The organism is Paraburkholderia bengalensis (assembly GCF_037126505.1).
GTDB classification, from domain to species: domain Bacteria; phylum Pseudomonadota; class Gammaproteobacteria; order Burkholderiales; family Burkholderiaceae; genus Paraburkholderia; species Paraburkholderia bengalensis.
The window spans coordinates 96,846-119,884 of the sequence record NZ_JACFYJ010000008.1 but is presented as its reverse complement, the minus strand read 5'-3'; the positions used below and the strand labels follow the sequence as shown (position 1 = coordinate 119,884).

At 59.4% G+C, this 23,039-nt stretch carries 21 protein-coding genes and 4 pseudogenes; 8 read left to right on the top strand and 17 right to left on the bottom strand.

Going from position 1 to position 23,039, the window contains the following annotated elements:
• Positions 1–300: 300 nt before the first annotated feature.
• A complete protein-coding gene (locus H3V53_RS07845; protein ID WP_054921633.1) occupies positions 301–480 on the top strand; it encodes a hypothetical protein in 180 nt (59 codons plus the stop codon).
• Positions 481–524: 44 nt separating this feature from the next.
• Here the strand turns inward: H3V53_RS07845 and H3V53_RS07840 are convergent, their stop codons facing one another.
• Positions 525–779: a hypothetical protein gene (locus H3V53_RS07840; protein WP_054921635.1), complete on the bottom strand. Its 255-nt coding sequence runs from the start codon at positions 777–779 to the stop codon at positions 525–527.
• 509 nt (positions 780–1,288) lie between these two features.
• Here H3V53_RS07840 and H3V53_RS07835 point away from each other — a divergent pair.
• Positions 1,289–1,573 (top strand): hypothetical protein, encoded by a 285-nt coding sequence (locus tag H3V53_RS07835; RefSeq protein ID WP_336597468.1) that lies wholly within the window; start codon positions 1,289–1,291, stop codon positions 1,571–1,573.
• A 263-nt stretch (positions 1,574–1,836) separates the two neighbouring features.
• Complete coding sequence (locus H3V53_RS07830; RefSeq protein ID WP_336597467.1) at positions 1,837–2,019, top strand: hypothetical protein; 183 nt, start codon at positions 1,837–1,839, stop codon at positions 2,017–2,019.
• A gap of 529 nt (positions 2,020–2,548) precedes the next feature.
• On the opposite strand, the gene H3V53_RS07820 is transcribed toward H3V53_RS07830, so the two are convergent.
• The 3 genes and pseudogenes from H3V53_RS07820 to H3V53_RS07810 all read right to left on the bottom strand — a co-directional run bounded on the left by H3V53_RS07820 (position 2,549) and on the right by H3V53_RS07810 (position 5,354).
• Positions 2,549–2,845: an alpha/beta fold hydrolase gene (locus tag H3V53_RS07820; RefSeq protein ID WP_336597465.1), complete on the bottom strand. Its 297-nt coding sequence runs from the start codon at positions 2,843–2,845 to the stop codon at positions 2,549–2,551.
• A 364-nt stretch (positions 2,846–3,209) separates the two neighbouring features.
• Positions 3,210–4,315, bottom strand: a pseudogene (locus tag H3V53_RS07815) (alkene reductase).
• Positions 4,316–4,565: 250 nt separating this feature from the next.
• Positions 4,566–5,354: a hypothetical protein gene (locus H3V53_RS07810; RefSeq protein ID WP_336597464.1), complete on the bottom strand. Its 789-nt coding sequence runs from the start codon at positions 5,352–5,354 to the stop codon at positions 4,566–4,568.
• Between the two features lie 569 nt (positions 5,355–5,923).
• Here H3V53_RS07810 and H3V53_RS07805 point away from each other — a divergent pair.
• Complete coding sequence (locus tag H3V53_RS07805; protein WP_336597463.1) at positions 5,924–6,868, top strand: metallophosphoesterase family protein; 945 nt, start codon at positions 5,924–5,926, stop codon at positions 6,866–6,868.
• A gap of 35 nt (positions 6,869–6,903) precedes the next feature.
• Positions 6,904–7,251 carry a cupredoxin domain-containing protein gene (locus H3V53_RS07800; RefSeq protein WP_336597513.1) on the top strand — a complete coding sequence of 116 codons (348 nt, stop codon included), beginning with the start codon at positions 6,904–6,906 and terminating at the stop codon, positions 7,249–7,251.
• Between the two features lie 188 nt (positions 7,252–7,439).
• Here H3V53_RS07800 and H3V53_RS07795 read toward each other — a convergent pair whose 3' ends face one another.
• The 10 genes and pseudogenes from H3V53_RS07795 to catA form a co-directional block, all read right to left on the bottom strand.
• Positions 7,440–8,534, bottom strand: a complete 1,095-nt coding sequence (locus H3V53_RS07795; protein WP_336597462.1) for a hybrid sensor histidine kinase/response regulator — start codon at positions 8,532–8,534, stop codon at positions 7,440–7,442.
• Entirely contained in the window at positions 8,423–9,010 is a 588-nt protein-coding gene (locus tag H3V53_RS07790) for a hypothetical protein (RefSeq protein ID WP_336597461.1), read from the bottom strand. The genes H3V53_RS07795 and H3V53_RS07790 overlap by 112 nt, the downstream gene beginning before the upstream one ends.
• 9 nt (positions 9,011–9,019) lie before the next feature.
• Positions 9,020–10,537, bottom strand: coding sequence for an ATPase domain-containing protein (locus tag H3V53_RS07785; protein WP_336597460.1), 1,518 nt, complete (start codon positions 10,535–10,537; stop codon positions 9,020–9,022).
• A gap of 33 nt (positions 10,538–10,570) precedes the next feature.
• Complete coding sequence (locus tag H3V53_RS07780; RefSeq protein ID WP_336597459.1) at positions 10,571–11,032, bottom strand: hypothetical protein; 462 nt, start codon at positions 11,030–11,032, stop codon at positions 10,571–10,573.
• A 103-nt stretch (positions 11,033–11,135) separates the two neighbouring features.
• On the bottom strand, positions 11,136–11,534 hold the full coding sequence (locus tag H3V53_RS07775) for a RidA family protein (RefSeq protein WP_336597458.1): 399 nt from the start codon (positions 11,532–11,534) through the stop codon (positions 11,136–11,138).
• Between the two features lie 30 nt (positions 11,535–11,564).
• Entirely contained in the window at positions 11,565–12,341 is a 777-nt protein-coding gene (gene benD / locus H3V53_RS07770; protein WP_336597457.1) for a benzoate diol dehydrogenase BenD, read from the bottom strand.
• Positions 12,342–12,344: 3 nt separating this feature from the next.
• Positions 12,345–13,355, bottom strand: a complete 1,011-nt coding sequence (gene benC / locus H3V53_RS07765; RefSeq protein WP_336597456.1) for a benzoate 1,2-dioxygenase electron transfer component BenC — start codon at positions 13,353–13,355, stop codon at positions 12,345–12,347.
• 38 nt (positions 13,356–13,393) lie between these two features.
• A complete protein-coding gene (gene benB, locus H3V53_RS07760) occupies positions 13,394–13,882 on the bottom strand; it encodes a benzoate 1,2-dioxygenase small subunit (protein ID WP_054921665.1) in 489 nt (162 codons plus the stop codon).
• Positions 13,879–15,237, bottom strand: coding sequence for a Rieske 2Fe-2S domain-containing protein (locus H3V53_RS07755; RefSeq protein ID WP_336597455.1), 1,359 nt, complete (start codon positions 15,235–15,237; stop codon positions 13,879–13,881). The genes benB and H3V53_RS07755 overlap by 4 nt, the downstream gene beginning before the upstream one ends.
• A 107-nt stretch (positions 15,238–15,344) precedes the next feature.
• A pseudogene (gene catA, locus H3V53_RS07750) lies at positions 15,345–16,279 on the bottom strand (catechol 1,2-dioxygenase).
• 175 nt (positions 16,280–16,454) lie between these two features.
• Between catA and H3V53_RS07745 the strand changes: the two are divergent.
• From H3V53_RS07745 to catC, 3 genes and pseudogenes are all read left to right on the top strand, one after another.
• Positions 16,455–17,382: pseudogene (locus H3V53_RS07745) on the top strand (LysR family transcriptional regulator).
• Between the two features lie 105 nt (positions 17,383–17,487).
• Positions 17,488–18,615 (top strand): muconate/chloromuconate family cycloisomerase, encoded by a 1,128-nt coding sequence (locus H3V53_RS07740; protein WP_336597454.1) that lies wholly within the window; start codon positions 17,488–17,490, stop codon positions 18,613–18,615.
• Between the two features lie 67 nt (positions 18,616–18,682).
• On the top strand, positions 18,683–18,961 hold the full coding sequence (catC, locus tag H3V53_RS07735; RefSeq protein ID WP_054921695.1) for a muconolactone Delta-isomerase: 279 nt from the start codon (positions 18,683–18,685) through the stop codon (positions 18,959–18,961).
• 292 nt (positions 18,962–19,253) lie between these two features.
• Here catC and H3V53_RS07730 read toward each other — a convergent pair whose 3' ends face one another.
• The 3 genes and pseudogenes from H3V53_RS07730 to H3V53_RS07720 form a co-directional block, all read right to left on the bottom strand.
• Complete coding sequence (locus tag H3V53_RS07730) at positions 19,254–20,078, bottom strand: 3-oxoadipate:acetyl-CoA acetyltransferase (RefSeq protein WP_336597453.1); 825 nt, start codon at positions 20,076–20,078, stop codon at positions 19,254–19,256.
• A 184-nt stretch (positions 20,079–20,262) separates the two neighbouring features.
• Positions 20,263–21,609 (bottom strand): MFS transporter, encoded by a 1,347-nt coding sequence (locus tag H3V53_RS07725; protein WP_336597452.1) that lies wholly within the window; start codon positions 21,607–21,609, stop codon positions 20,263–20,265.
• 452 nt (positions 21,610–22,061) lie between these two features.
• A pseudogene (locus tag H3V53_RS07720) lies at positions 22,062–22,508 on the bottom strand (helix-turn-helix domain-containing protein); the annotation flags it as partial.
• Positions 22,509–23,039: the final 531 nt, after the last annotated feature.

Genomic DNA, 23,039 nt, shown 5'->3' with positions numbered 1-23,039 from the left:
ACGAGATCGGATAGTTTGCGGCCCTTGAAATAACTCCTGTCGTTTGCCTCTTCCCCTATCTGGTCCGTCAGTCGTACGTTGAAAACACCCGCGGTAACGATCGCTGAAAGGCAAGCGTTGCGCAGATCTTCTCCATTTACAGTGCTGCACTGCGCCTAAAGAGGAAACTTATGAAAGTTCTCGCGCTTGCCTTCCCGGGCTGCCACGCCGCTGCGAGCCAATTCGAAGAACATGCATCGGCGGCAACAACTGTCCCGACCTGCTAGACTGAAAGTACCCCTGCAAGCCATGGAGGGAGACATGACGACCGTCTACGTCGTGAAGACTGGAGAGAAGTTTCTCTGCACCGCAGAGGATGGCGATATAGGCCTGGCGCCGGAAATCAAGGAAGCCACGCGCTTTCTCTCGTACGAGGACGCAAACAAAGTCGCGAACGAGCACGCTGACCCCGGATACGAAATCGTGGCCGTCGATCGGTAGTTCGCGCAGTGCATGGCAGCCGAGGCGGATGCGCTGATGACGGCCTATTCCCGTCGCTCTAAAACGAGCGACTCAGCACTGCGCTCATCAGCCGTCATCAGGAGATCGAGCAGTTGCTCACAGTCGCTTGGAAACATGCAGGCAAGCGCGAATTCGCTAATAGCTACATCGTGACCTCGCGGCAATAGATCGAGAATGCCTGGAAATTTCGCGCGAACGATAAGTCCAATACAGGACAAGGCAGACAACACGACAGCAGAAAACGCGACCTTCTCGAGAACGCGAAAATTCAAATTCATGACTGCCCCTTGTATGAGTCGCGTCGAACCGGCGCAGACGCGTTTGGGCCGAAGTTTCCCTATCGCCATCATGAAATCGGGTACACAAATTCTCCTCGACTTACCAGGCGAGATGCGCAGCAGTATGGATGGGGCACTTAATCCGAAAACGTAACAGTCGAGCCAAGGATAGCTGATGACATTACAATATACTTTCACCGAATCTTCGAGCGCAAATGGTTCTCTATCACCGCGGTGCCGCGATCTGGGCATCAAGCACCAGGCGCGGCAATACGTTCGTCGCGCACGCGTGCATTCTGAAGGATGACGGCGAATCCGTCTCGCTGCCTGAATTGGGGCAGTTCGCGAGCCGAAGCTGCGCCTTCGCCTTTGCGGTGCGTTGCGCGACTGCCTTTGTGGACGGCAAACCAATGCCTCGCCGGCCATTTCGCGTCAGTTCCGGAAAGCACGAATAGCGTAGGTTCGCGGCCGTGTCTTTGCGCCAAGCGAGGCTGCCGTCAAGGCGAGTCATGTGTGATTCGATCATTGGAGGAACGTTGATGCGTATGGCTGAGGTAAGTCGTTTCCAGTACACCCGCGCATGTGGTAACCGTCGCACGTACGACGTAACGCTTAACGTGACACGCAAAGAATCAGGCATCTATGCATACGCGGCCTGGGTGCAATTCCGCGCGGAATATAAGGGGTCGGGGCTAATGCTGCCGCTGGTTTCTGATAACCACGAGAGCGCGATGCGAGAGGCGCGGACCAGAATAGAGAACGATATTGATAATCTTATCGGCGTGGTCGAATAACGCACTGCATGTTCAGCGGGGCGCGTGCGGTCGGTAATCAACGTCAGAAAGCTTGCGCTCTGTTCGCCACATGTGTGGCAGTGTGACGCGCCTGATCTACTCATATGCGGGACGACCCGAGTTGCCGCTCCGCAGAGCATCCCCTACGATCGACTCCCCGCGTCATTTTCGGCGGATAGGCGCTAGCGGCATTGCACGTCAAAAGAGAGCACTGCCCTCGGCGCAATTGATACCACATCTATTGGCTATCTCAGGAGGCACGCATGCTTAACGCCCGCGAATTTGCGACATCAATGCTCGTGCGTGATTCGGCCGATCACATTGCTAAACGCAAAGAACTGGATGCGTTGCTTGAACGGCAGCTTGCCGCCATGGAGAAACTCGCTGTACGCTCGGATGCCAGGGACGACGACGTGCTCCTGCCTACCATTACGCGTGTTCACTGACGGCACCATTGCCTGGTAGCGAGAATGGAGCAAGTGCCAACGGAATGCGCAACTCCTCTTTCGCATGTCATACGTCGCCGAGTTTGCAACCTTCCTCGCCAGACCGGTTCTCTCGCCACGGCACGCCCCTTGCTGCTCCTCCTTGCTCATGACAAGGAGGTAATCCATGATCGTTAGAACCATCGTAGTGACTGCGCTTGCGTTTTCGTTTTCCGCGGTATTGCCCGCACCAGCGATGGCGGCCGGATGCCTGAAAGGCGCCGCCGTTGGCGGGGTGGCGGGACATATAGCGGGTAAGCATGGCACCGCGGGAGCCGCGACTGGATGCGCGATAGGGCATCACGAAGCGTCGAAGAAGCAAAAAGCCGCCAGTGACGCGGCGACAGCAAGCACGCCACCGTCGAAGTGACTGTGTGTGACGGAGCGCCGCGCGCACAGCGTGTTGAGTTTCCGGCCATCGGTCCCTGACCTGTCAGTAATTAAACAGCGATAGTTCGACTGCCACCGTGCCGGGTTCGATACACTTCTGTTAGCCAAGAGAAACGCATCGACATCGCGACGAAGCGCGCCGGGTACTGTACAGCGAGCCGTGATAGGCGTCCGGATAGATGATCAGTTGCGCGTTCGGAATGTGTTGTTGCAGGAGCCACGAGTTGATCGAATAGATGATCACGTCGTGGTCGCCGTTGACGACGAGCGTCGGGTGTTTGAGCGCGGCGAGATAGTCGTACGGGTTCTCGCACGGCGCGCCCCACTTGGCGAGCGCGGCGAGTTGCGCGGGCGCGACCTTGTCGTTGCTTTCGGGGTCCCGGTTCTCGGTGAGCAAACAGAAACGCTCGATAAAGCCACGGCCAGCCGCCTGGCTCGCTTCGATGGCGCGAACTGCGTCGGGGCGGTCTGATGGGTGTGGCGGGTCATGTCGATGTCCTTTCATAACCGTTGAAGGTGGCGCGGCGCGATTGAGCTCTCGCGTCTGGGCGGCAATCCGGGTTCGGCGTTTCGCGTGGGCCAACCGTGCCTGGTACGCGCCGTCATGACGCGTAATGTAGGCGTCGCGGGTCGTCAGGAAAAAGACTTTGTAGGCTGTGCGGCATGCCTCGCAGGCATGAGCGGGCAGACGCCGGTTACGAGGCATTCTAACGCCGCGCCGCACGCGGAGCTTTGCTGATCGACACGGTTCACCCGTTGCCTCACGCGGTTTCGCCAGCTGAGGGTTCGAGGGCGTCGTCGTAGGCGGGAAAGTCGATGTACGCGCGTTCGTCGCCGCCCCAGAACGCGTCGCGTTGATACGGTGCGAGCGGCAAGTCGCGGCGCAGGCGCTCGGGCAAATCCGGATTCGACGAAAACCATCGGCCGAAGGCAACCAGATCGGCATCGCCGCGGTGCAGGATCTGTTCGGCGCCCGCGCGATCGAAGCCACCCGCCGCGATGATCGGGCCGTCGAACACCGTGCGCAGAAGCGAAGACGCGACGGGCGCCTGACCTTCTTCGAGCGTTTCCGTGCCCATCACGCGCGGTTCGATCACATGCAGATACGCGAGGCCATAGTCGTTCAGACGCCCGGCGAAATAGTCGAAGGTGGCGTTGGGATCGCTGTCGGAAATCGCGCCCCAGCGGCCGCTCGGCGAGACGCGCACGCCGACGCGATCCGTGCCCCACACCGATGCGAATGCATCCACCAGTTCCAGCGAAAAGCGCGCGCGCTTTTCGACCGTGCCGCCATACGCGTCGGTGCGCCGGTTGGTGCCGTCCTGCAGAAACGTGTCGGCGAGATAGCCATTCGCGTTGTGCAGTTCGACGCCATCGAAACCGGCCGCTTTGGCGCGTTCCGCCGCGCGGCGGAACGACTCGACGATGGCAGGAATCTCATCCGTCTCCAGCGCGCGATGCGGCGAATTCGGCACCCAGCCGTTCTGCGTGAACACCGTGGTCTCATACGGCACGACGGAAGGCGCAATGGCGCGTTGCCCCAGCCGTCGTGCGCGATCTGCATGAAGATGCGCGCGCCTTTCGCGTGAACCGCGTCGGTGATTTTCTTCCAGGCGTCGACATGGGCATCCGTGTAGATGCCGGGCGCGCCGAGATAGCCACGGCTGTCGTACGAAGGATGCGCGCTTTCCGTGATGAGCAATCCGCCTTGCGACGCGCGCTGGCGGTAATACTCGACCATCATCGCGCTCGGGCTGTCGTCGGTGTCGGCGCGCAAACGCGTCATCGGCGCATGCACGACGCGGTGCGACAGTTGCAACGGGCCGATCCGCGTCGACGAGAACAGTTTGAGTCGTGTGCCAGACATTATGGATACCTTAGTAATGGATCGTGATGGACCGTGCTGCGATGCGTCGTGTTCGGTACGGCAGGCACTCAATCTAGCTTTTGTTCGCGCAAAGAAACAAGACTTTTTAGGCAGTCGGGCATGCCTCGAAAGCATGGCGATCGAAGCAGGCGACAGAGGAGCAAACCGGGTGGCCGGCCGATTCGCGACCGGAAGCGTTGCTGCAGTTGCTGTCGTAGCCTTCGCTGCCGGTACGGCCCTTCCAGCATGGCTATCCCGTTTGTCGCTGCCGTCGCCTTTCGAGTCCATTGCGCAATTGGCCACCGATAAATGCGCCGACGATCAGACAGAGATAAAGCACGATGAGATGGTGACGCCATGCATCCAGTGTGAACTGATGCGTGACCAGCTTCGGATCGGGCGCGCGGAGCGTGACACTCGTCATTTCGACGGCTTGCATCATGCGGATAAATCCTCCCGCGGACAGCAGCGGCAACAGGGCAGCAGCGGCCAGCAGCGCGAGCTTCATGCGCTGCGCCAGCGGATAGTGGCGCAACCGGAACCACAGTCCCAAACATCCATGTACCCAGCCAGGGGCGAGCAGCGCAAGTTGCAGCCCTTGCGTTCCACTCGTTAGCAGCATGCCGACGACCTGCTCGTAATTGGGCTCGAAGCCGTAGAGCGTGGAGGCCAGCCGGGTCGTCACCGTGTGGCGTATGAGCAGCAGCGGCAGGCTGAGGCCCGCCCACAGGCGAATCCATTCGGCGGCCGGCAATTCCCAGTGGCGGCGCCGGTATATCGTGTGCAACGCGAGAGAAAAATGCAGCGACGGTGCACCGTACAGCGCGATGGTTCCGGGCGTGCTGCGCCACAGTCGCAGCGCCATCGCAAGACCGCGTCCGGCCAGTTCCAGCGACCACAGGCCAAGGGCATGGTTGGTGAGGTGCAGAAAGAGGTAGGCCAGCATCACCACGCCCGAGCCTAACTGAACCCGGCGCAGGACGGCTTGCAGCGACGCTTCGGACGGCCGAAAGGGTGGAATGATCGTCGAGCCTTTCATTTCGCGTACCGGTGCGTGCGACGCGACGCGTCTCTCGCAGCGGCTGACAGCGTTTGCGTTGACCCATGCTCGCTACGGCGCCGGCGTCGTCGGCCCGTGTGGGTGGCTGCTGCCCCTGACCGATGCGGCGTGCCGTCACGTTGGTTCACGGCGGACCGATACAGCGCTTCGGCGAATCGCTGCAACGCCGACACTGAACCGCACACGCTCTGGTATTCCTCGCGGCCGATCCTGCCATCGAGGATGACGGTCAATCCCGATGCACGGGCGATGTCGATGACGTTCATTTCGATCCCCAAATGCTGTTTCGTAGCTGCAAGACGTTGCATACGCATCAGTTATTCCCTGGCGCGCTCGAGCAGATGAGGCCGCAAACGCGCTGAAAGGAAAAGGCAGGCGATCAGGCGCCGGAGGCGGGGACCGAGTTCAGGGCCTAGGGGCGTTGGAATCAGGAATCCGGCATGAGGGAATAAAACGAACGAGCCGGCGGTATAGCGCTTGAACTCACGCGGGGTAGTCCACTTGATTGACGGGTGGCCTACCTTTTGAACCCCACTCGAGAGGACATCATGTCATCTGATATTCCTTCCAATCCATCGCGCCGTAACGCGTTGAAATGCCTCGCCTACGGTGGCGCAGGCACCCTGTTCATGCTGGCCGGCGGCGTTCTCACGCCAATGGAGTTGGCCTCTGCCGCCGGCACGAGCGGCAGGTCGGCGGCCTCGGGCGCCCCGTTGTTCCTGCAGATCAGCGACACGCACATCGGGTTCAACAAGGAAGCCAACCCGGATGTCGCGGGTACGCTCAAGCAGACGATCGACCTGGTCAACGCCATGCCCGTCAAGCCCGCGCTGACGATTCACACGGGCGATATCACGCATCTGTCGAAAGCATCGGAGTTCGATCTCGCGGCCCAGTTGCTGTCGGGGCTGAAAATCACCGAGTTGCACACTGTGCCCGGGGAGCATGACGTGACAGACGGGCCAGGAACGGAATACTTCAAGCGCTTCGGCGGCGCGTCGGACAACAAGGGGTACTACAGCTTCGACCACAACGGTGTGCACTTCATTGGGCTCGTCAATGTGATGCACTTCAAGCCCAATGGCCTCGGAGGTCTTGGCGACGACCAGCTCGAATGGCTGGAAAACGATCTGAAGGGACGCTCGTCGAGCACGCCGATCGTTGTCTTCGCACACATGCCGATGTGGACCATCTACGAACCTTGGGGATGGGGCACGGGCGATGCGGGGAGGGCGACGGACTATCTGAAGCGGTTCGGCTCGGTCACCGTCCTGAATGGACACATCCATCAGATCGTGTCCAAGGTGGAAGGGAACGTCACGTTCCATACCGCACGATCGACCGCCTATCCGCAACCGACGGCCGGTAACGGCCCAGGACCGATGCCGCTGACGGTTCCCAGCGACCAGCTTACGAAGATGCTCGGCGTCACCAGCATCAAGGTCTCGCAGCATCCGCTGAAGGCAACGCTTTCCGATACGACGCTTGTTTGATGCCAGGCGCCATTCACCTACAACGGAATCAGATCATGCTATTCAGTCTCTTCAATCGCACCTTTGTGCGCTTCATCGGCAGAGCAGTTCTCATTGCGGCGTTGGCGTCGGGGTTCACGACTGCGCAGGCACAGGACGCCAATATGGTCGTGATCAAGAATTTCATGTTTTCGCCGATGTCGCTCACGGTCAAAGCGGGGTCGACCGTGACCTGGAAAAATATGGACGGTGAACCGCATACGGTGGTGAACGATGCGGGTATCTTCCATTCCGCCGCGCTCGATGAAAACGACACGTATCAGTTCAAATTCGACAAGCCGGGCGTCTATAAGATCTTTTGCGGCATCCACCCGAACATGAAGGCGACCGTGACTGTGCAGTAGGGCGTGAAGGTACTGTCTGCCGTGGCCCGGATGCGTCCGGGCCATCTGCGCAAGCGCGATGAAATTAAAGTTCGTCGATGAGGCCGCCGATGAACATAGCTACGGCGTTATAGCTGTTCGAGCGCGTGCGGTACAGCGCAGATAACCGACAAATCGCCACTCGGCCGCAGCCTCTGGCATCGGGATATCTAGATCAATGGCATCGTGCCCTCGTCGTGCAGGCCGTCGAACAACGCAATGAGATTGTCCGGTTCGACCGGTTTGACGAAGTGATAATCGAATCCGGCGGACTTCGAGCGAGCCACGTCTTCCGCCTGTCCGTACCCTGTCGTCGCGATCAGAATGGTTTGCGCGAGACGCGGCATGCGCTTGAGCCTGCGAGCCACCTCGTACCCATCCATGCCGGGCAGGCCGATATCCAGCAGCACTACATCGGGCGCTTCACGCTGGCATTGCTCGAGCGCTGCCGGCCCATCCGCTGCGGTTCGCACGTGATATCCCGTCATTTCAAGCAGGATAGCCAGCGAATCAGCGGCATCGCGATTGTCGTCGACCACCAGAATGCGTAGGCCGCGCGACTGGCGTGGCGCGATGGGCGGCAGCGGATCGCTCGAGGATGGAGCCTGCGTCACGGGCAGTGTCACGGTCATCTGTGTACCGCGTCCCAAGCCGTCGCTTTGCGCATCGACGGCTCCCCCGTGCATGCCGACGAGCGATCGCACGACGGACAGGCCGATTCCCAAGCCGCCTTGCGCACGGTCCAGCGCGCGATCCGATTGCGAGAACAACTCGAAGACTTCAGGCAACTCTTCCGGAGAAATGCCGGTTCCATTGTCCTTGACGGAGATGACGACACGCCCGGAGCCCGACGCAGCGTGAATTTCGATCTTCCCGCCATCCGGCGTGTACTTCGCTGCATTGTCGAGGAGATTGCCGAACACCTGCGCCATGCGCGTGGGATCGGCGTTCAGATAGACAGGTTCACGCGGCAGCATCATGGTGAGCGAGTGACGTCGCGCTTCGATGGAAGGCATAGCCGCGTCGACGGCTGCCGTGAGGACTGAGGCGAGTTCGATTGGAACGCACTTCAAGGTGATTTTGCCGGTAGTGATCCGCGAGACATCCAGCAGATCTTCGAGCAACCCGGCCAGATGCCGGCTCTGGCGTTCGATCATCTCGCGGGCCCACTGCACGCGCGGCGGAAGCGCTTCGTCCGCCATGCGGATGGCTTCGACGGCGTTGCGGATCGGTGCCAACGGGTTGCGCAACTCGTGGGCGAGCATTGCGAGAAACTCGTCCTTTTGGCGAGCGGCGCGGAGCAGCCGCGCATTGGCGGCAGCGCGCTCGCGATCATCGCACGCGCCTGGTACTGGCGCCGCCTGGCACGGAGCGCGCCCCGCGCTGCGCTGACGAGTGCTTCGCCGCTCATCGGCCGCTCAATCAGCATCACATTGCCGAGCACTTCGAGACGGCGCCCTTCGGCGGTCAACGCGCCTTTCTTGCCGTTTCCGCCGAGCAGGACGAACGGGAAATCGGACCAGGGCGGCTGCGTGCTCAACCAGTCGTCGACCATTCGCAACGCGCGCTGGTCCAGCGCCTCGTCGGCGATCAGCGCACACGCCGCGCCCTGCTGCAGCGACTCGACCATACTGGCGACGTCGGGACAGACGACGCACTGCATTCCCTCACGCGAAAGCACATGTTCGACAACCTGCGCATCCCGCCCGCGCGGCGCGACGATGAAAATCCGCTCTTCCAATGCGCCTCCTTAGTCGAGCGGACGTTCGCCCAGCATCGACTGGCCGCCTCGATAAGACGGCAAGCCGGCGAGTACGCCTTCAAAGTCTTTCAGTGGCAAGCCAAGGCGTAGACCTCCGGCGCCCACGCGAAACTCGCGTATGGTGCGTTCATGGGTTCCCGTGCGGCTCTTCAGAACCGACAGAGCCGAGAGCACCTCGCCAGCGCTTTCGAAAAAGCGGAAGACCAGAAGTGCGTCGCTCAGGTAGCTGAGGTCGACATCCGACGCTACGTTGCCGATGAGCCCGTGCTGGCCGAGGACCATCAACGTCGTAATGCCTTGCTGGTTAAGAAAGCTCAACAGCTCGTGCATCTGCAGAAGAAGATACCGGTGACCCGGCATCGCCTGCATATACGCGTTGAGGCTGTCGATCACCACCATCGATACGCCCGCATTTTCCACCGCGTCGCGCACGAGCGTAGAAAACTGGCCCGGCGACATTTCGGCGGGATCGATCTGCTGCAGCAACAGCTGGCCGTTCTCGATATAGGCATCCAGCCCCATGTCCAACTGCCTGCACCGCGACAGGAGAATGCCCAGTGTCTCGTCGAACAACAGGTACTCGACGCGCTCGCCGCGCTCCAGCGCGCTGAGGGCGCAACGGACTGCCGTGGTGGTCTTGCCGGCGCCCGAAGGTCCGACGAGCAGCGTGTTTGTGCCCGGCACGAGGCCACCGCCGCCTAGTAAAGCGTCAAGTTCGGGTACACCTGTCGATCGCGCAGCGGCCTCGAACTCCCTGCGATGAACTGCTGCCACGAGGCGGGGATACACCGTGATGCCGCCCGTATCCAGCCTGAAGTCGTGATAGCCGCCGGCAAACTTGATGCCGCGCATCTTGACGACTCGCACGTGACGTTGCTCGACGCCATAGGCGGGCACGGCCTGGTCCAGCTCGATGACGCCGTGGGTAATGCTGTGCAGTTGCAGGTCGCCGGGCTGCGACGTCTTATCGTCGAGCAGCCAGAGCGTGCATCCGAGCGTCGAAAAGAACTGCTTCAACGCCAGCACCTGTCGCCGGTACTTCAGCGCATCCTGGGCAAGCAGGCGCAGTTCCGAGAGACTGTCGAAGACGACGCGTCGCGGATTGGTCTCGAGGACCACCCGCCTGACCTCGTCGATGGTCTCGCCCAGTTCCACTTCCGACGGGTGAAGGATCGACTGCCCGGCGTCGGCGGTCAGTTCGTCCATGTCGCCGAGCTCGTGGATATGCAAACCGTCGAGCGACCAGTGATGGGATGCAGCGACGGACCGGAGTTCGGCGGCCGTTTCCGACAGGGTGATATAGAGCACCGTCTCGCCGAGCCTCTTCCCTTCTAGAAGGAAATGCAGACCCAAGGTAGTTTTTCCCGCCCCGGGCACGCCCTCGATCAAATAGACCCGGTTGGCGGCCAGGCCGCCGTTCAGCACATCGTCGAGCCCCGGCACGCCCGTCGAAATCCGTGGTGGCACATCATCGGGGACGCTGTGAGTGACATCACCGTGCGACATTGTTTTGCTCGCGTTGATTGATAGCGCCGTAGCTTAAGCAAATTCAATGCCAGATAGATTGGGGCCCGCCCGCGTGGCGCGGCCGCCAACACCGGAGCAGATCGGACGAGATGGCGCCGCGCACCAGGGCCGTTGCATCGTCGCTGAGCTGTCAAGCCTTGCCGCGAAGCACACAGTCTCGCCGTCGAACTGCATTCCGACGTGCCCGGCGATGAGCCGAACGGTTTCTTCACGTTGCCCGCGGCTTCGCGGACGACGCTCCCATTCCGTCGCTTCCACCCATCGCTTCCACCCGTCGCGCTCTCGATTGTTGCGCTTTTCGCTATCGTTCCCGTCCATTGCAGTCATTGCCGCTGCGAAAGGAACGCGCGACCATCGAGGTCGCGTGGGGCGTGGCAGACTGGGATTCAGGAGGCGGCTTTTGCCGTGGCTGTATTTTCCGATGACGGGGACGACGGGCTCTTCGCGTCCGAGCAGAATATCCAGGCGTGCCATGTCGTCAGCTCGACCCGCAAGTACTGCAACAACATCGTGAATTGCGTGTCGTCGAGTTTCGCTTCGCACACCGGCTCCTTTTCAGGGTTGGAGAGAGGCACGCTTAATCAGCCAACACCGCAACAGCCTTGATTTCGACGATGTAGCCGGCGGCGCCACCCAGCATGTGTGCGCCCACTGCGGTCCATGCAGGCAAGGGATGCGTGTTGAGGTACCGGTCACGCACTTCCATGAAGAGTGGAAGATCGCGCATGTCCGTGTGGAAAGTGGTGACGTCGACGACATCGGCGAGCGCGGCGCCCGAAGCCTCCAGCACTGCCTTCAGATTCTCGAACGCCTGCACAATCTGTGCTTCGCGATCTTCGACAAGTTTCATGTTCGCGTCGCGACCGATCTGGCCCGACACATATACCGTGTTTCCCACTTTGACCGCAGGTGCGTAGTGAATCTTCTCGTACACTGTCTCCATTCCTGCAGGGACAATGGCTTTACGTCCGCTCATAGTGGCGTCTCCAGGTTCATTCTTGGATGGCTAGCCGTTGTCGCCACCGGCGACGGGCAATACGGCGCCTGTGATGTAGCCTGCCTCATCGGATGCCAGGAACAGAATCGGCGCGATCTGCTCGTCGAGGGTGCCATAGCGCTTGAGGAACGTCGACTCGGTGACCTGCTTCACCGCTTCGCTCATCCAGACTTTTTCCTGCTCGCTGTCTCCGGCGGCATTGCGGGGTACGCGCCGCGGCGGCGCCTCGGTTCCGCCCGGTGCAGCTGCGACCACGCGAATATTCTGTTCGCCATACTCCATCGCAAGCGATTGGGTCATCGCGTTGACGCCGCCCTTGGCGGCGGAGTACGGCACGCGGCGAATACCGCGCGTGGCGTTCGATGAGACGTTGACAATCGTTCCCCCACCTTGCGCGAGCATGTGCGGAAGCACCGCGTGGCAGGCGTACAGGGTGGGCATCAGCGAACGGCGGATTTCAGCATCAATCTGCGTCGGTTCGAACTCGCCATAGGGCCGCATGCGAATCGCACCGCCCACGCCGTTGATGAGAATGTCGATCCTGCCGAACTTCTGAACGGCAAACGCCATCGCGGCGGCTGCGCCCTCATAGGTTTCGAGGTCAGCGACGAAGCCGGCGGTATCGGCACCCGTGGCCTCGGCTGCGACCTCCGCGACGAAGTCAGCCCGGTCGACAAACAGAACCTTTGCACCTTCGGCAGCCGCGCGGAGCGCGACGCCGCGGCCGATACCTTGTGCGGCGCCCGTTACGACCATCACCTTGCCTTCAAACCTTCGAGCGTTCATGAGTCACCGTACGTTAGGAGTGAATTTCTCGTAGTGGAAGCTGTTTGGCTTTACACCGTTGTCGTCGAAATGTTTGCGTACCGCGTCGACCATGGGCGGCGGGCCGCACAGGTACACGTCAACATCGCCGTCGTTCAGACACTCGGGGGGCATGTGTTGCGTCACCCAGCCTTTGCGCGGATGGCTGGATTCATCTTCGGCAACAACGGTGCTGAACGTGAAATTCGGTAGTTTCTCCGAATACGCCTCGATGGCTTCGACCAGGACCAGGTCGAGGTCTCGCGTGACACCATAGATAAGGTGCACCTTCTGCTGCGAGTTCGCACGAACCAGCACTTCGAGCATCGACAGGAACGGCGCCAGGCCCGTGCCGCCCGCAAGGAACAGTAGCGGCCGCTCAACGGCGCGCAGATAGAAGATTCCCATCGGTCCCGCCAACTCGACCTTGTTCCCCGGCTGCGCCGATTCGAGCCATGTGCTCATCACGCCACCCGGTATCTTTTTAATGAGGAAGCTGATTTTCGACGCACCCGGTGTCGACGAGAACGAGTAGGAGCGGTGCTGGCCGCTGCCGGGCACGTCGATGTTGACGTATTGACCGGCCAGAAAAACGGGCGGCGCGCCGTGGACGTCCAGTTCGAGCACGACCGCCGCATCGTTGTGCTGCTCGACCTTCGTGACGGTCGCCGCGAACTTGTTGTGCTCGGTCTTGCACGATGTCGACGAGGCGGGCACTGCGATGACGCAATCGCTCTGCGGAACCATCTGGCATGTGAGTACGAGACCGCTTTCTTTTTCGTCGTCGGTCAGCGCATCCTCGATGTAGTCATCGCCCAAATCGTAATTGCCGCTCTCGGCGCGACACTTGCAAGTGCCGCACACGCCGTCAGAGCAATCCATAGGCAGGTTGATTTTGGCGCGGAAGGCGGCATCGAGAACCTTCTCGCCGGCCTTGCATTCCACGAAACGGGTAACCCCGTCCTCGAAGTTCAGAGCAATGTTGAAACTGGACATGTTGTCTCCTGCTTACTGTCTCATTCCGACCGTTTGCATCAGACGTGGTAGACGTCGAGCACCTGGCGGATATAGTCGTTCTTCAGTGCAATCTTCTTGCTGGAAATCAGCAAGCGATCGTCGACCTTGCGGAACGTCACGTAGATGGTGCCGAAGAACTGGTCGGTAATCTTGTAACGATGATTCAACGTGTTGAAGTTGTATCGGACGTCCACTTCGTTGTCGCGCTCGCCGAGCACTTCCACATTGGTAACGTTATGGCTAGTGCGCGGTTCCGGCATCGACGCGCCGCTTCGCTCGGTCTTGATGCGGAACACGCGGTCTTCGAGTCCGCCACGGTCCGGATAGTACATAAGCGAGATCTGGCTTTGAGGGTCTTCGGTGAGCTTGTCGTCGTCGTCCCACGCGGGCATCCAGTACGTCACGTCCTCGGTGTAGCACGCGAGCCATTCGTCCCACTGGCGGTCATCGAGAAAGCGCGCTTCCTGGTACAGCGCGCTGCAGATCTTGTGATAGTCGAAGCTCATACCGTCGCCTCCGCCTGTTCCTTCTGAAGGGCTTCGCGCATCACCTTCGCCCAATATTCGTGTTGAACCACAAAAAGACCTTCGTCTTCACTGCGTTCGCCCGAGATGAGCGGGTTCAAACCCATGCCCTTCGCGTTGTCGTCGGGTCCATGGACCCATAGCGGTGCACCGCGCGACATGTCGTTCCACATCGACGTCGTCTGACCGTAACCCGCCTGGCACGCCCGGAATTCCTCGAGGTCGTCGCTCGTGCCCATTCCGGACACGTTGAAGAAATCCTCGTACTGGCGAATACGGATGGCGCGGCTCTCTGCGCTTTCTCCCTTCGGGGCGAAGCAGAAAATGCTGACCTCGGTCTTGTCGACGCTGATCGGACGAACCACGCGAATCTGGGTACTGAACTGATCCATCAGGAAGACGTTCGGATACAGGCACAGATTGCGCGTCTGATTAACGATGTATTGCGCTTTCTGTTCGCCGACCCGTGCGGCGATTTCTTCGCGATGCTGGTAGACCGGACGGACCTCAGGGTTCATCGTTTTGGTCCACAGCAAAATGTGGCCGTGCTCGAATCCATAGACACCGGCAACAGATTTGCTCCAACTATTCGCATCGACTGCCTTGGTACCTTCCACCTTGCGTCGGCCCATCGTCGCAGCGTAATTCCAATGAACGGTGCTGACGTGATAACCGTCGCAGCCGTTTTCCATCTGCATCTTCCAGTTACCCTCATATATGTATGAGGAGTTGCCTCGCAACACTTCCAGCCCGTTCGGAGCCTGGTCGACGATCTGGTCGATGATGACCTTCGCTTCACCGAGGTAATCTTCCAGCGGCATCACATCCGGATTCAGGCTGCCGAACAGAAAGCCTCGATAGCTCTGGAAGCGCGGGACCTTTTTCAGATCATGGGAACCGTTGGTATTGAACTGCACGGGGTATTGAGTGGTTTTCCCGTCCTTCACCTTCAGCAGCTTGCCGGTGTTGGCGAAACTCCAGCCGTGAAAAGGGCAGGTGAAAGTGCCCTGGTTGCCGTGCTTGCGTCGGCACAGCATTGCACCTTTGTGCGCACACGCATTGATGACGGCATGCAACTCGCCGGCCTTGTCACGCGTGACGACTACTGGCTGGCGTCCGATCGACGTGGTGTAGTAGTCGTTGTTGTTGGGCACCTGGCTTTCATGTGCAAGATAGACCCAGTTGCTCTCGAAGATGTGCTTCATCTCGAGTTCGTAAAGATCAGCGTTGGTGAAGATGTCGCGGCGGCACCGGAACACCCCGTTTTCTTTGTCATCCTGAACGGCGTCCCGCAGCAATTCGTCCAGCTGTTTGACCTTGTCGTGAATGGCTGACATGTTAGTTATCCTATGCATGCTCCAGCGTTTCAGGAGCTTTTGCATTCAGTTGAAGTTCTCGCGAAGAAGTAACCGGCGGCTGTTGACGATGGCCGCCGCGTGGTCTGTTACGCCGCAGCAGATGCTCGCGGGCGTTGAACAAGCTGGTTGTCCTTGCCCTCGACCAGCGACGTCAACTTGATGTTGAACTCAATCTCCTTGTAGGCGTCGGCCTTGAGACCCAGAGCAATGCCTCCCGTCTTCTCCACCACGTGGGGGACCAGTTCTTCGCGAGTTGCATAGGCGAAGTCGTCCCAGATCAGCGGATCGCCTTCGATATTGATTTGCGTCGTGAGCTTGCGGTTGGTGTCCGAGGTGACGAAGAAGTGAACATGTGCCGGCCGGTTGCCGTGACGGGCGAGTGCGTTCAGGAGTTGCTGTGTGGCGCCGTGTGGCGGACAGCCGTAGCCCACAGGCATGAGGGTACGGAATTCATACTTGCCCTCGGCGTCCGTCCTGACTGCACCGCGCAGATTAAATTCGCTCTGGGCGCCGTCGGGTCAAAGTGGGAATAGAACCCCTTGGAGTTCGCGTGCCAGCACTCGACGAGGGCATTCGCGACGGGCTTGTCGCCGGCACCGGAGACGATGCCGCGGATGACGAGCGGGCCGGCATTTTCGTCGGGATTGATGTCGATCCTGGACACAGCATCGCGTACGGGTGCACCGGCGACATACAAAGGACCCTCAATGGTGCGCGGCGTGCCACCGTGAATGTCCGCTTCGCGGTCCGCTGCGTCCATACGGATGTCAAGGTACTTCTCCAGTCCCAGTCCAGCGGCCAACAGGGCGGCCTCGCCGTCTTGCCCGAGCTTGTTGAAGTAGTGGACACCGGCCCAAATCTCGTCGGGCGTCATATCGAGATCGTCGATGGCCTTGAACAGATCGCTCAGCAGGCGATGGATGATTTGCTTCGCACGTGCATTGCCTTCCTGGCTTGTGAGGTTCGCGGCTGCCTTCAGCAAGTTTTGAACTTCTTCGGTGTTGAACACTTTGACGCTCATGTCTGCTCCTGAAATCTTCCTGATATGGTGGGGTAAACCCGCGCTTTCCGTCTACCCTCTTATGTTTGCTAGGTATAATGGGCCGTCGAATTAGCGTGTAAATGCAGGATAGTTGACCTCCGAACCGCTAGTCCAACACTGTTTTAGTATGGGTCCATATCTGGGAGGTATTAAGATGGAGTTGCGCCACCTTCGTTACTTCGTCGCGGTGGCGGAGGAGCGGAACTTCACACGTGCTGCAGAACGGCTGAACATCGCGCAGCCGCCATTGAGCCGGCAGATACAGCAACTCGAAGAGACGCTTGGCGTGCAGCTTCTCGAGCGCGGCTCCCGGCCGCTCAAGCTGACGGAGACCGGCAAATTTTTTTTATTCCCATGCGGCGCAGCTTTTGGCGCAAACATCAGACCTGGAATCGATGACGCGGCGGGTCGGGAGTATCGAGCGGACTTTCTCCATTGGCTTTGTCGGTTCAACTCTTTATGGGTTGCTCCCCAAAATCATCCGACGTTTTCGCGATGAGAATCCGACAGTCGAATTAACCCTTCATGAAATGTCGACGATGGACCAGCTCCGAGCGCTGAAGGACGGCCGCATCGACGTGGGGTTTGGGCGTATCCGGAACGAGGACGCAAACATTCGCCGTGTTGTGTTGAGGGAGGAAAAGCTGATTGCGGCGCTTCCTCAAGGACATCCCTTGTCGCTCGGCAAGTCCGTTCTGTCGCTACGCGACTTGCTCAACGAGACCTTGATTGTCTTTCCGAAGGCGCCACGCCCTAGCTACGCGGATCAGGTGTTAGCCGCGTTTGAAGACCGGGCACTCGAGCCGCGTCGAGTCTATGAGGTGCGCGAACTTCAGATTGCGCTCGGACTGGTCGCGGCAGGAGAGGGCGTCTCGCTGGTTCCGAGCAGCGTCTACGGATTGAAGCGGGACGACGTGAGTTACATGGAGCTCGATGACCTTACGCTCGTGTCACCCATCATCATGAGCATGCGGGCGCTGGATGAATCGCGCGACATACGGGAGATCCTCGAGCTGATTTATCGGCTCTACGAAGAACTCCACATTCCCTATGTTCCGCGCGTTGACCGGGGCGGACGCTAACCCGTTTATACCGCGAAAGTATGGCGTTAGACGTGGAAGGTGTTGGACAGGCCGCTATTGCCCAGTCAATACTTTCGCCAGCCCTTCCACTTTGCCATTTCAGGTATGAACCCTTCAATTACTTCCGTAGAAGCTATTCTGGTCGACCTTCCGACCATTCGGGCGCACCAGCTCTCCATGGCGACGATGCAGCAACAGACCATGGTCATCATCCGCCTGCGTTCAAGTGACGGCATTGAGGGCATCGGCGAAGCCACGACGATCGGTGGTCTGTCATACGGCGAAGAAAGTCCCGAAGGCATCAAGCTGACCATCGACACGTACCTTGCGCCAGCGCTGGTGGGTCAAGACGCGACCAACGTCAACGCGGCCATGCTCAAGCTCAACAAGGTTGCGCGTGGAAACCGATTCGCCAAATCGGGCATTGAAACGGCGCTGTTGGATGCACAAGGTAAGCGCCTCGGCGTACCAGTGTCGGCGCTGCTCGGTGGCGCAGTCCGCAAGACGCTGCCGGTACTGTGGACGCTGGCCAGTGGCGACACCAGCCGCGACATCGAAGAAGCCGAAACGCTTCTCGCCGAACGCCGACATAACGTGTTCAAGCTGAAGATTGGTCGTCGCAGCGTGCGGGATGACGTGGCGCATGTGTCCAGAATCAAGGCGGCACTTGGCGACCGCGCAAAGGTGACAGTCGACGTGAATCAGGCGTGGAACGAAGTCGAAGCGGCCTCGGGCATCGAAGCCCTCGAGGCTGCCGGTATCGACCTCATCGAGCAACCTACGCCGCGCGAGCAGCGCGGGGCGCTGGCCCGACTCGCAGCGCGGTTTAACGTCCCCATCATGGCCGATGAAGGCGTCACCGGCCCGGAAGACGCACTCGACCTTGTGCGCGATGCCTGTGCTGACGTGTTTGCGCTGAAGATTGCGAAGTCGGGCGGTATCTACGGGATGATGCGTACGGCCGCCGTTGCCGACGCGGCGGGCGTGTTGCTCTATGGCGGGACGATGCTCGAAGGCAGTATCGGCTCCATCGCTTCCGCGCACGGCTTCAGCGCGCTGCCGCAACTGGCGTGGGGTACGGAACTCTTTGGCCCGCTGCTCCTTAAGGACGACGTCGTGACGTCCCGGCCACAGTATCGCGACTTCGACCTGCATCTGCCGGAAGGACCGGGGCTTGGGCTGCAAATCGACGAAGAGAAGCTTGCGTTCTACCGCCGCGAGAAGAAAGCATAAACGCCGGCCGCCCTAAATATCAATTGGCGCTCCTTCTGGCATGGAGGAGTGTCCTCCTGGAGAAAGCATGTTGTATCTCGTAAGAATGGACGTGCACCTGCCGCACGATATGTCGACGGCACAAGCTGACGAAATCAAGGCCCGAGAAAAGGCCTACTCGCAGGAATTGCAGCGAGCCGGAAAGTGGCAGCAACTGCATCGCATTGTCGGTGAGTACGCGAACTACAGCGTCTTCGATGTCGACTCGCACGACGAGCTGCATACGATTTTGTCGGCGTTGCCCTTGTTCCCCTATATGACCATGCAGGTGACCCCGCTCGCGCGTCATCCGTCGTCGATTCGCTGAGGACGCCGGCTGCCTGCATGAGTCACGATACGAACAGGACGTTGGAATCAGTCGCGTCGAAAAGCGCCTGGTCAGTATCTGCAGTGACAACCGGGCTGCTCGCTGTCATCATCTCCCGGCCCGCCAGCGATATCTTGCCTGCGGGATGTCATCGCACGCGCAGTCGCGTGCAATTTGGCCGAGAACAGTAGCGGGGCGACGAATCCTGGCGTGCTCACTAACACGAGTACTCCCGCTCAGGCTCCGAAACAGAAGGAGCCTTGGCGGTTCGGGGGCGATATGCGAACACCGTTTAGCCAAGGTTAAGAATTTCACGAGCCTGTGCCGCAGTGGCGACAGGGCGACCATACTCCTCGCAAAGCTCCGCGACCTGACGCACCAGCGCTGCATTAGACGGCGCGAGTGTGTTCTTATCCATTCGCACATTGTCTTCCAACCCGGTTCGGCAGTGCCCGCCGAGTTCAAGAGACCAACGGGCCATCGTCAGTTGATTGCGACCGATGCCGGCGCCCGTCCACGTCGCATCGGGTGAAAGGCGCTCGAGCGTTCGAACGTAGAATTCAAGCACTTCGCGATCAACAGGCATTGCGTTCCTGATGCCCATTACGAACTGGATATGCAGAGGACCGACGATCGCACCGGAAGCTTGCATGGCTGCCGCCTGAAAGATCATTGACAGATCGAAGGCTTCCACTTCGGGCTTGATGCCATAGGCTTTCATTTCGGCGGCCAGCCAGTCGATCAGGTCCGGCGGATTGTCATAAACCCGAGTCGGGAAATTGACCGAGCCGGTCGCCAGGGATGCCATATCCGGTCGCAGGCTTAGCATCGCACCTCTTTCATTGCCGGCACCCGAACGACCACCCGTGGACACCTGGGTGATCATGCCGGGCGCGTGTTTGCGGATGCCTTCCAGAACCAATGCGAAACGTTCGGGACTTGACGTGGCAGTTTCGTCATCGTTGCGCACATGGAGATGAACCAGGGTCGCACCTGCTTCGAATGCCGCCTGCGTCGACTCAACCTGCTCACTTACCGTGATCGGCACCGCCGGATTGTCTTTCTTGCGAGGTAGCGATCCTGTGATCGCAACAGAAATGATGCAAGGCTTGTTCATGCTTAATCTCAGCAAATTGGGTTTCAAAACGGGAACTGAATGGAATAACAATCGTGGAGATTCATCGTTCGCGACCGTTCGACGGGCTACGAGCTGCATAGCCCCGAAAACCTCACTTGTCGAACGCGATTCGCCCTTAGCTTAAGAAGTGGACTAAAGGGCGATCCAGCCAATGTCCTGGCGATCAAACCGGTTTAGCTTTGGCGGCAACCGGCATTTCGCCGACTGGTGGCGTCCGCCGTACCTTGATGAGGCATATCGCTACCATCGCAATCGCTCCCGGTATCGCAATCGCGAAGAAGTTCTGCTGCAGCGGCAGGGATTGACTGACAAGGAATCCGATTACGATCGGCGCGAGAATCGCACCGCTTCTGCCGACGCCGGACGCCCAGCCAATACCTGTCGCACGTGCGACGGCAGGATAGAACTGGCCGGCAAACGCGTACGTCACAATCTGCGTGCCGATCGTCGACGCTCCCGCGAGGCCAACGAGAAAAAACAATGCTTCGATAGGGACCTTGAACCCCAGCATGCTAATCGAGGCGGCTGACAAGCCATACATGACGATGAGCACGTGCTTGATGTTGAAGCGATCCGCGAGCCATCCGCCGCCAATTGCGCCGATCATTGCGCCGAAGTTGAGAACAAGTACAAACGTTAGCGCGGAGCCCAGGGAGTAGCCAGCGCTCGCCATCAGTTTTGTAAGCCAGGAGCTCAAGGCATAGACCATGAAGAGACACATGAAGAAGGCAACCCACAGCATGACGGTGCTGGTGCCTCGGCCATCGAGAAAGAGTTGCTTGACCGGCGAGCCGGCCGCCGCGCACTCGTCTTGCAGTGCGAAGTAGTCGGCCTCCTGTGGGACGTAGGTTGAGTCGATTTGAGGAAGAATTCGCTTCAATCGATCCTTGTGCCCATTTCGTGCCAGGAAAGCCAGAGACTCCGGCATCAGCTTCCAGACGAGCGGCGCGAGCAGTGCTGGGACCCCAGCGGCGAGAAACACGGATTGCCAGCCGTAACGTTCAATCATGGCTTTGCCGACGAGGGCTGCGACCATTCCACCTACGGAATAGCCGCTGAACATCAACGTGACCATCGTGCTGCGAATTCTTCGTGGCGAGTATTCCGTCATCTGCGCAACCACGTTCGGCATAACGCCGCCGATTCCAAGGCCAGCGATGAATCGCGCAATGCTAAATGTCACCGGGTTGCTAGTCACGCCCGCTGCCGCCGTGAAGATACTGAAAAGCAATAAACATATGACGATGGCGCGAACTCGTCCGATGCGGTCTGCGATGGTGCCGAGAAACACCGCACCGATCATCATTCCAAGCAATGCAGAACTTACCATGAAGCCCGCACTTGCCGACTCGATGCCCATCTCACGCATGATCGACGGCAACGCTATGCCGACGACGGCCAGATCGTAGCCGTCAAATATGATGATAACTGCGCACCAAAAGAGAAGCAGAAGGTGGAATTGACTGAATCGCGCATTGTCGCAAAGCGCTTTAACGTCGATCGGGCGCATGGTGTCTCCTTCATGCATGGTTAGCTCGTATGCTGATAAGCAGGATCGTGCGCACCGTCGAATGAACCTGCAGCGGTAAGTGTCTGATGGCGAGCTACCATGTCGCGGTTGTCGACGCCGCTCAGCCCAGGGTGCGTGATGTGTCGAGGTTTTGGACTTGTCCGTCGTGTTCTTTGTGTAGTAGCGGACTCAGGATAGGGGAATGGAAGAAGCGGCGTCCAATACTGTTTGGGTCGCGGATGATACTTTTCGGGAATGGAGCGCGCGTTTAAGATTTGTGGACAGTACTCTCTGGAAGAGCGCAGATGGATTGATCGCTATTGAACGGGATCGCTTGTCACTTTGGGCCGGTATTCCCTAAGTGCGCAAACGAAACGCGGCGGGTTGATTTTCGATAATGAGCGGTGCGCGGAAGCGACGTGATTCCTCATCCGGACAGTGAAAAGCAGTCGTTACTTATGAGCGGGGCGTCGTCGTTTCGACGCTGTTCGCTTCGAATCAAGCGAGGGCGATCGCTCTGTGAGCGATGGTGAAGCATCGTTCTTCTTCCCTGAAAACTGCCGCCTATAGTCGGCGGGAGTCATCTGTTTCGTCACCTTGAACTGCCGGTTGAAGTTGGCCAGGTTCGGAAACCCTGAACGACCGGCGATCACCGATATTGGCATAGCGGTATCTGCCAACATTCGACACGCATGACCGATTCGTACACGAGCGATGTATTCGCCTACGCTTTCCCCCAGGTGCTGGGTAAAGTGCCTCGTCAGTGTTCGTTCAGACATCCCTGCGGCCTTCGCGAGTGTCCCGACCTTCAAAGGATGTGCGAATTGCGTGTCAATCAATGACAGCACCCGGTTGAGCCGGTCCGGCCCGTATGCCGAGGTGGCGCCGGCACGAGTTTCTGTTCATCGTCAGGGTTAGCTCGCTGGTCGAGGAACGTCGGATACGTTGGTGTTGCGCTCAAGGTAGCTGGTTGGTCAGCGTCGATCATCGGCACGTTGCCACGGAAAAAACCTTCGATGAGGCGATGCGTGGCGCCAAGCTGCGCACTCAAAGATGAGGAGGCGAAACGGTACGAGGCGACCTTCTACGACGACGCGTCGCGTCAACTGGCTGGGCTTGCTGCCGTGCCTTGTTGCCTATCGCGCCCCTCTGCCGCCGATGTTGCCGCACGCAATCTTGCGTTTTTTCAAGTTGGGATAGTCCAGGTGAGCAGACATGGTTCGGCCAGTTCTGCTCTGTACGACCTAATGCTCGCTTCGTGGATGGCCTCAGTGCCGAAGGCCAGAAAAGTGGTTTATAGCGGCCTCCTCCATGCCGTTACCGTACTGTCTGCTTTGGTCGATGAAGGTGCTCTCGGCGATCGAATGGCGGCCAGCTGAGGCGGAGCCGCCGTCTGAATGCCAGAGTGACACACCGGACGAACGTCCCTT

Coding starts and splice junctions, on each gene's coding strand:
- H3V53_RS07845 (WP_054921633.1), top strand. CDS start 301: ATGACGACCGTCTACGTCGTGAAGACTGGAGAGAAGTTTCTCTGCACC.
- H3V53_RS07840 (WP_054921635.1), bottom strand. CDS start 779: ATGAATTTGAATTTTCGCGTTCTCGAGAAGGTCGCGTTTTCTGCTGTC.
- H3V53_RS07835 (WP_336597468.1), top strand. CDS start 1,289: ATGTGTGATTCGATCATTGGAGGAACGTTGATGCGTATGGCTGAGGTA.
- H3V53_RS07830 (WP_336597467.1), top strand. CDS start 1,837: ATGCTTAACGCCCGCGAATTTGCGACATCAATGCTCGTGCGTGATTCG.
- H3V53_RS07810 (WP_336597464.1), bottom strand. CDS start 5,354: ATGAAAGGCTCGACGATCATTCCACCCTTTCGGCCGTCCGAAGCGTCG.
- H3V53_RS07805 (WP_336597463.1), top strand. CDS start 5,924: ATGTCATCTGATATTCCTTCCAATCCATCGCGCCGTAACGCGTTGAAA.
- H3V53_RS07800 (WP_336597513.1), top strand. CDS start 6,904: ATGCTATTCAGTCTCTTCAATCGCACCTTTGTGCGCTTCATCGGCAGA.
- H3V53_RS07795 (WP_336597462.1), bottom strand. CDS start 8,534: ATGCTCGCCCACGAGTTGCGCAACCCGTTGGCACCGATCCGCAACGCC.
- H3V53_RS07785 (WP_336597460.1), bottom strand. CDS start 10,537: ATGTCGCACGGTGATGTCACTCACAGCGTCCCCGATGATGTGCCACCA.
- H3V53_RS07780 (WP_336597459.1), bottom strand. CDS start 11,032: ATGGCACGCCTGGATATTCTGCTCGGACGCGAAGAGCCCGTCGTCCCC.
- H3V53_RS07775 (WP_336597458.1), bottom strand. CDS start 11,534: ATGAGCGGACGTAAAGCCATTGTCCCTGCAGGAATGGAGACAGTGTAC.
- benD (WP_336597457.1), bottom strand. CDS start 12,341: ATGAACGCTCGAAGGTTTGAAGGCAAGGTGATGGTCGTAACGGGCGCC.
- benC (WP_336597456.1), bottom strand. CDS start 13,355: ATGTCCAGTTTCAACATTGCTCTGAACTTCGAGGACGGGGTTACCCGT.
- benB (WP_054921665.1), bottom strand. CDS start 13,882: ATGAGCTTCGACTATCACAAGATCTGCAGCGCGCTGTACCAGGAAGCG.
- H3V53_RS07755 (WP_336597455.1), bottom strand. CDS start 15,237: ATGTCAGCCATTCACGACAAGGTCAAACAGCTGGACGAATTGCTGCGG.
- H3V53_RS07740 (WP_336597454.1), top strand. CDS start 17,488: ATGAACCCTTCAATTACTTCCGTAGAAGCTATTCTGGTCGACCTTCCG.
- catC (WP_054921695.1), top strand. CDS start 18,683: ATGTTGTATCTCGTAAGAATGGACGTGCACCTGCCGCACGATATGTCG.
- H3V53_RS07730 (WP_336597453.1), bottom strand. CDS start 20,078: ATGAACAAGCCTTGCATCATTTCTGTTGCGATCACAGGATCGCTACCT.
- H3V53_RS07725 (WP_336597452.1), bottom strand. CDS start 21,609: ATGCGCCCGATCGACGTTAAAGCGCTTTGCGACAATGCGCGATTCAGT.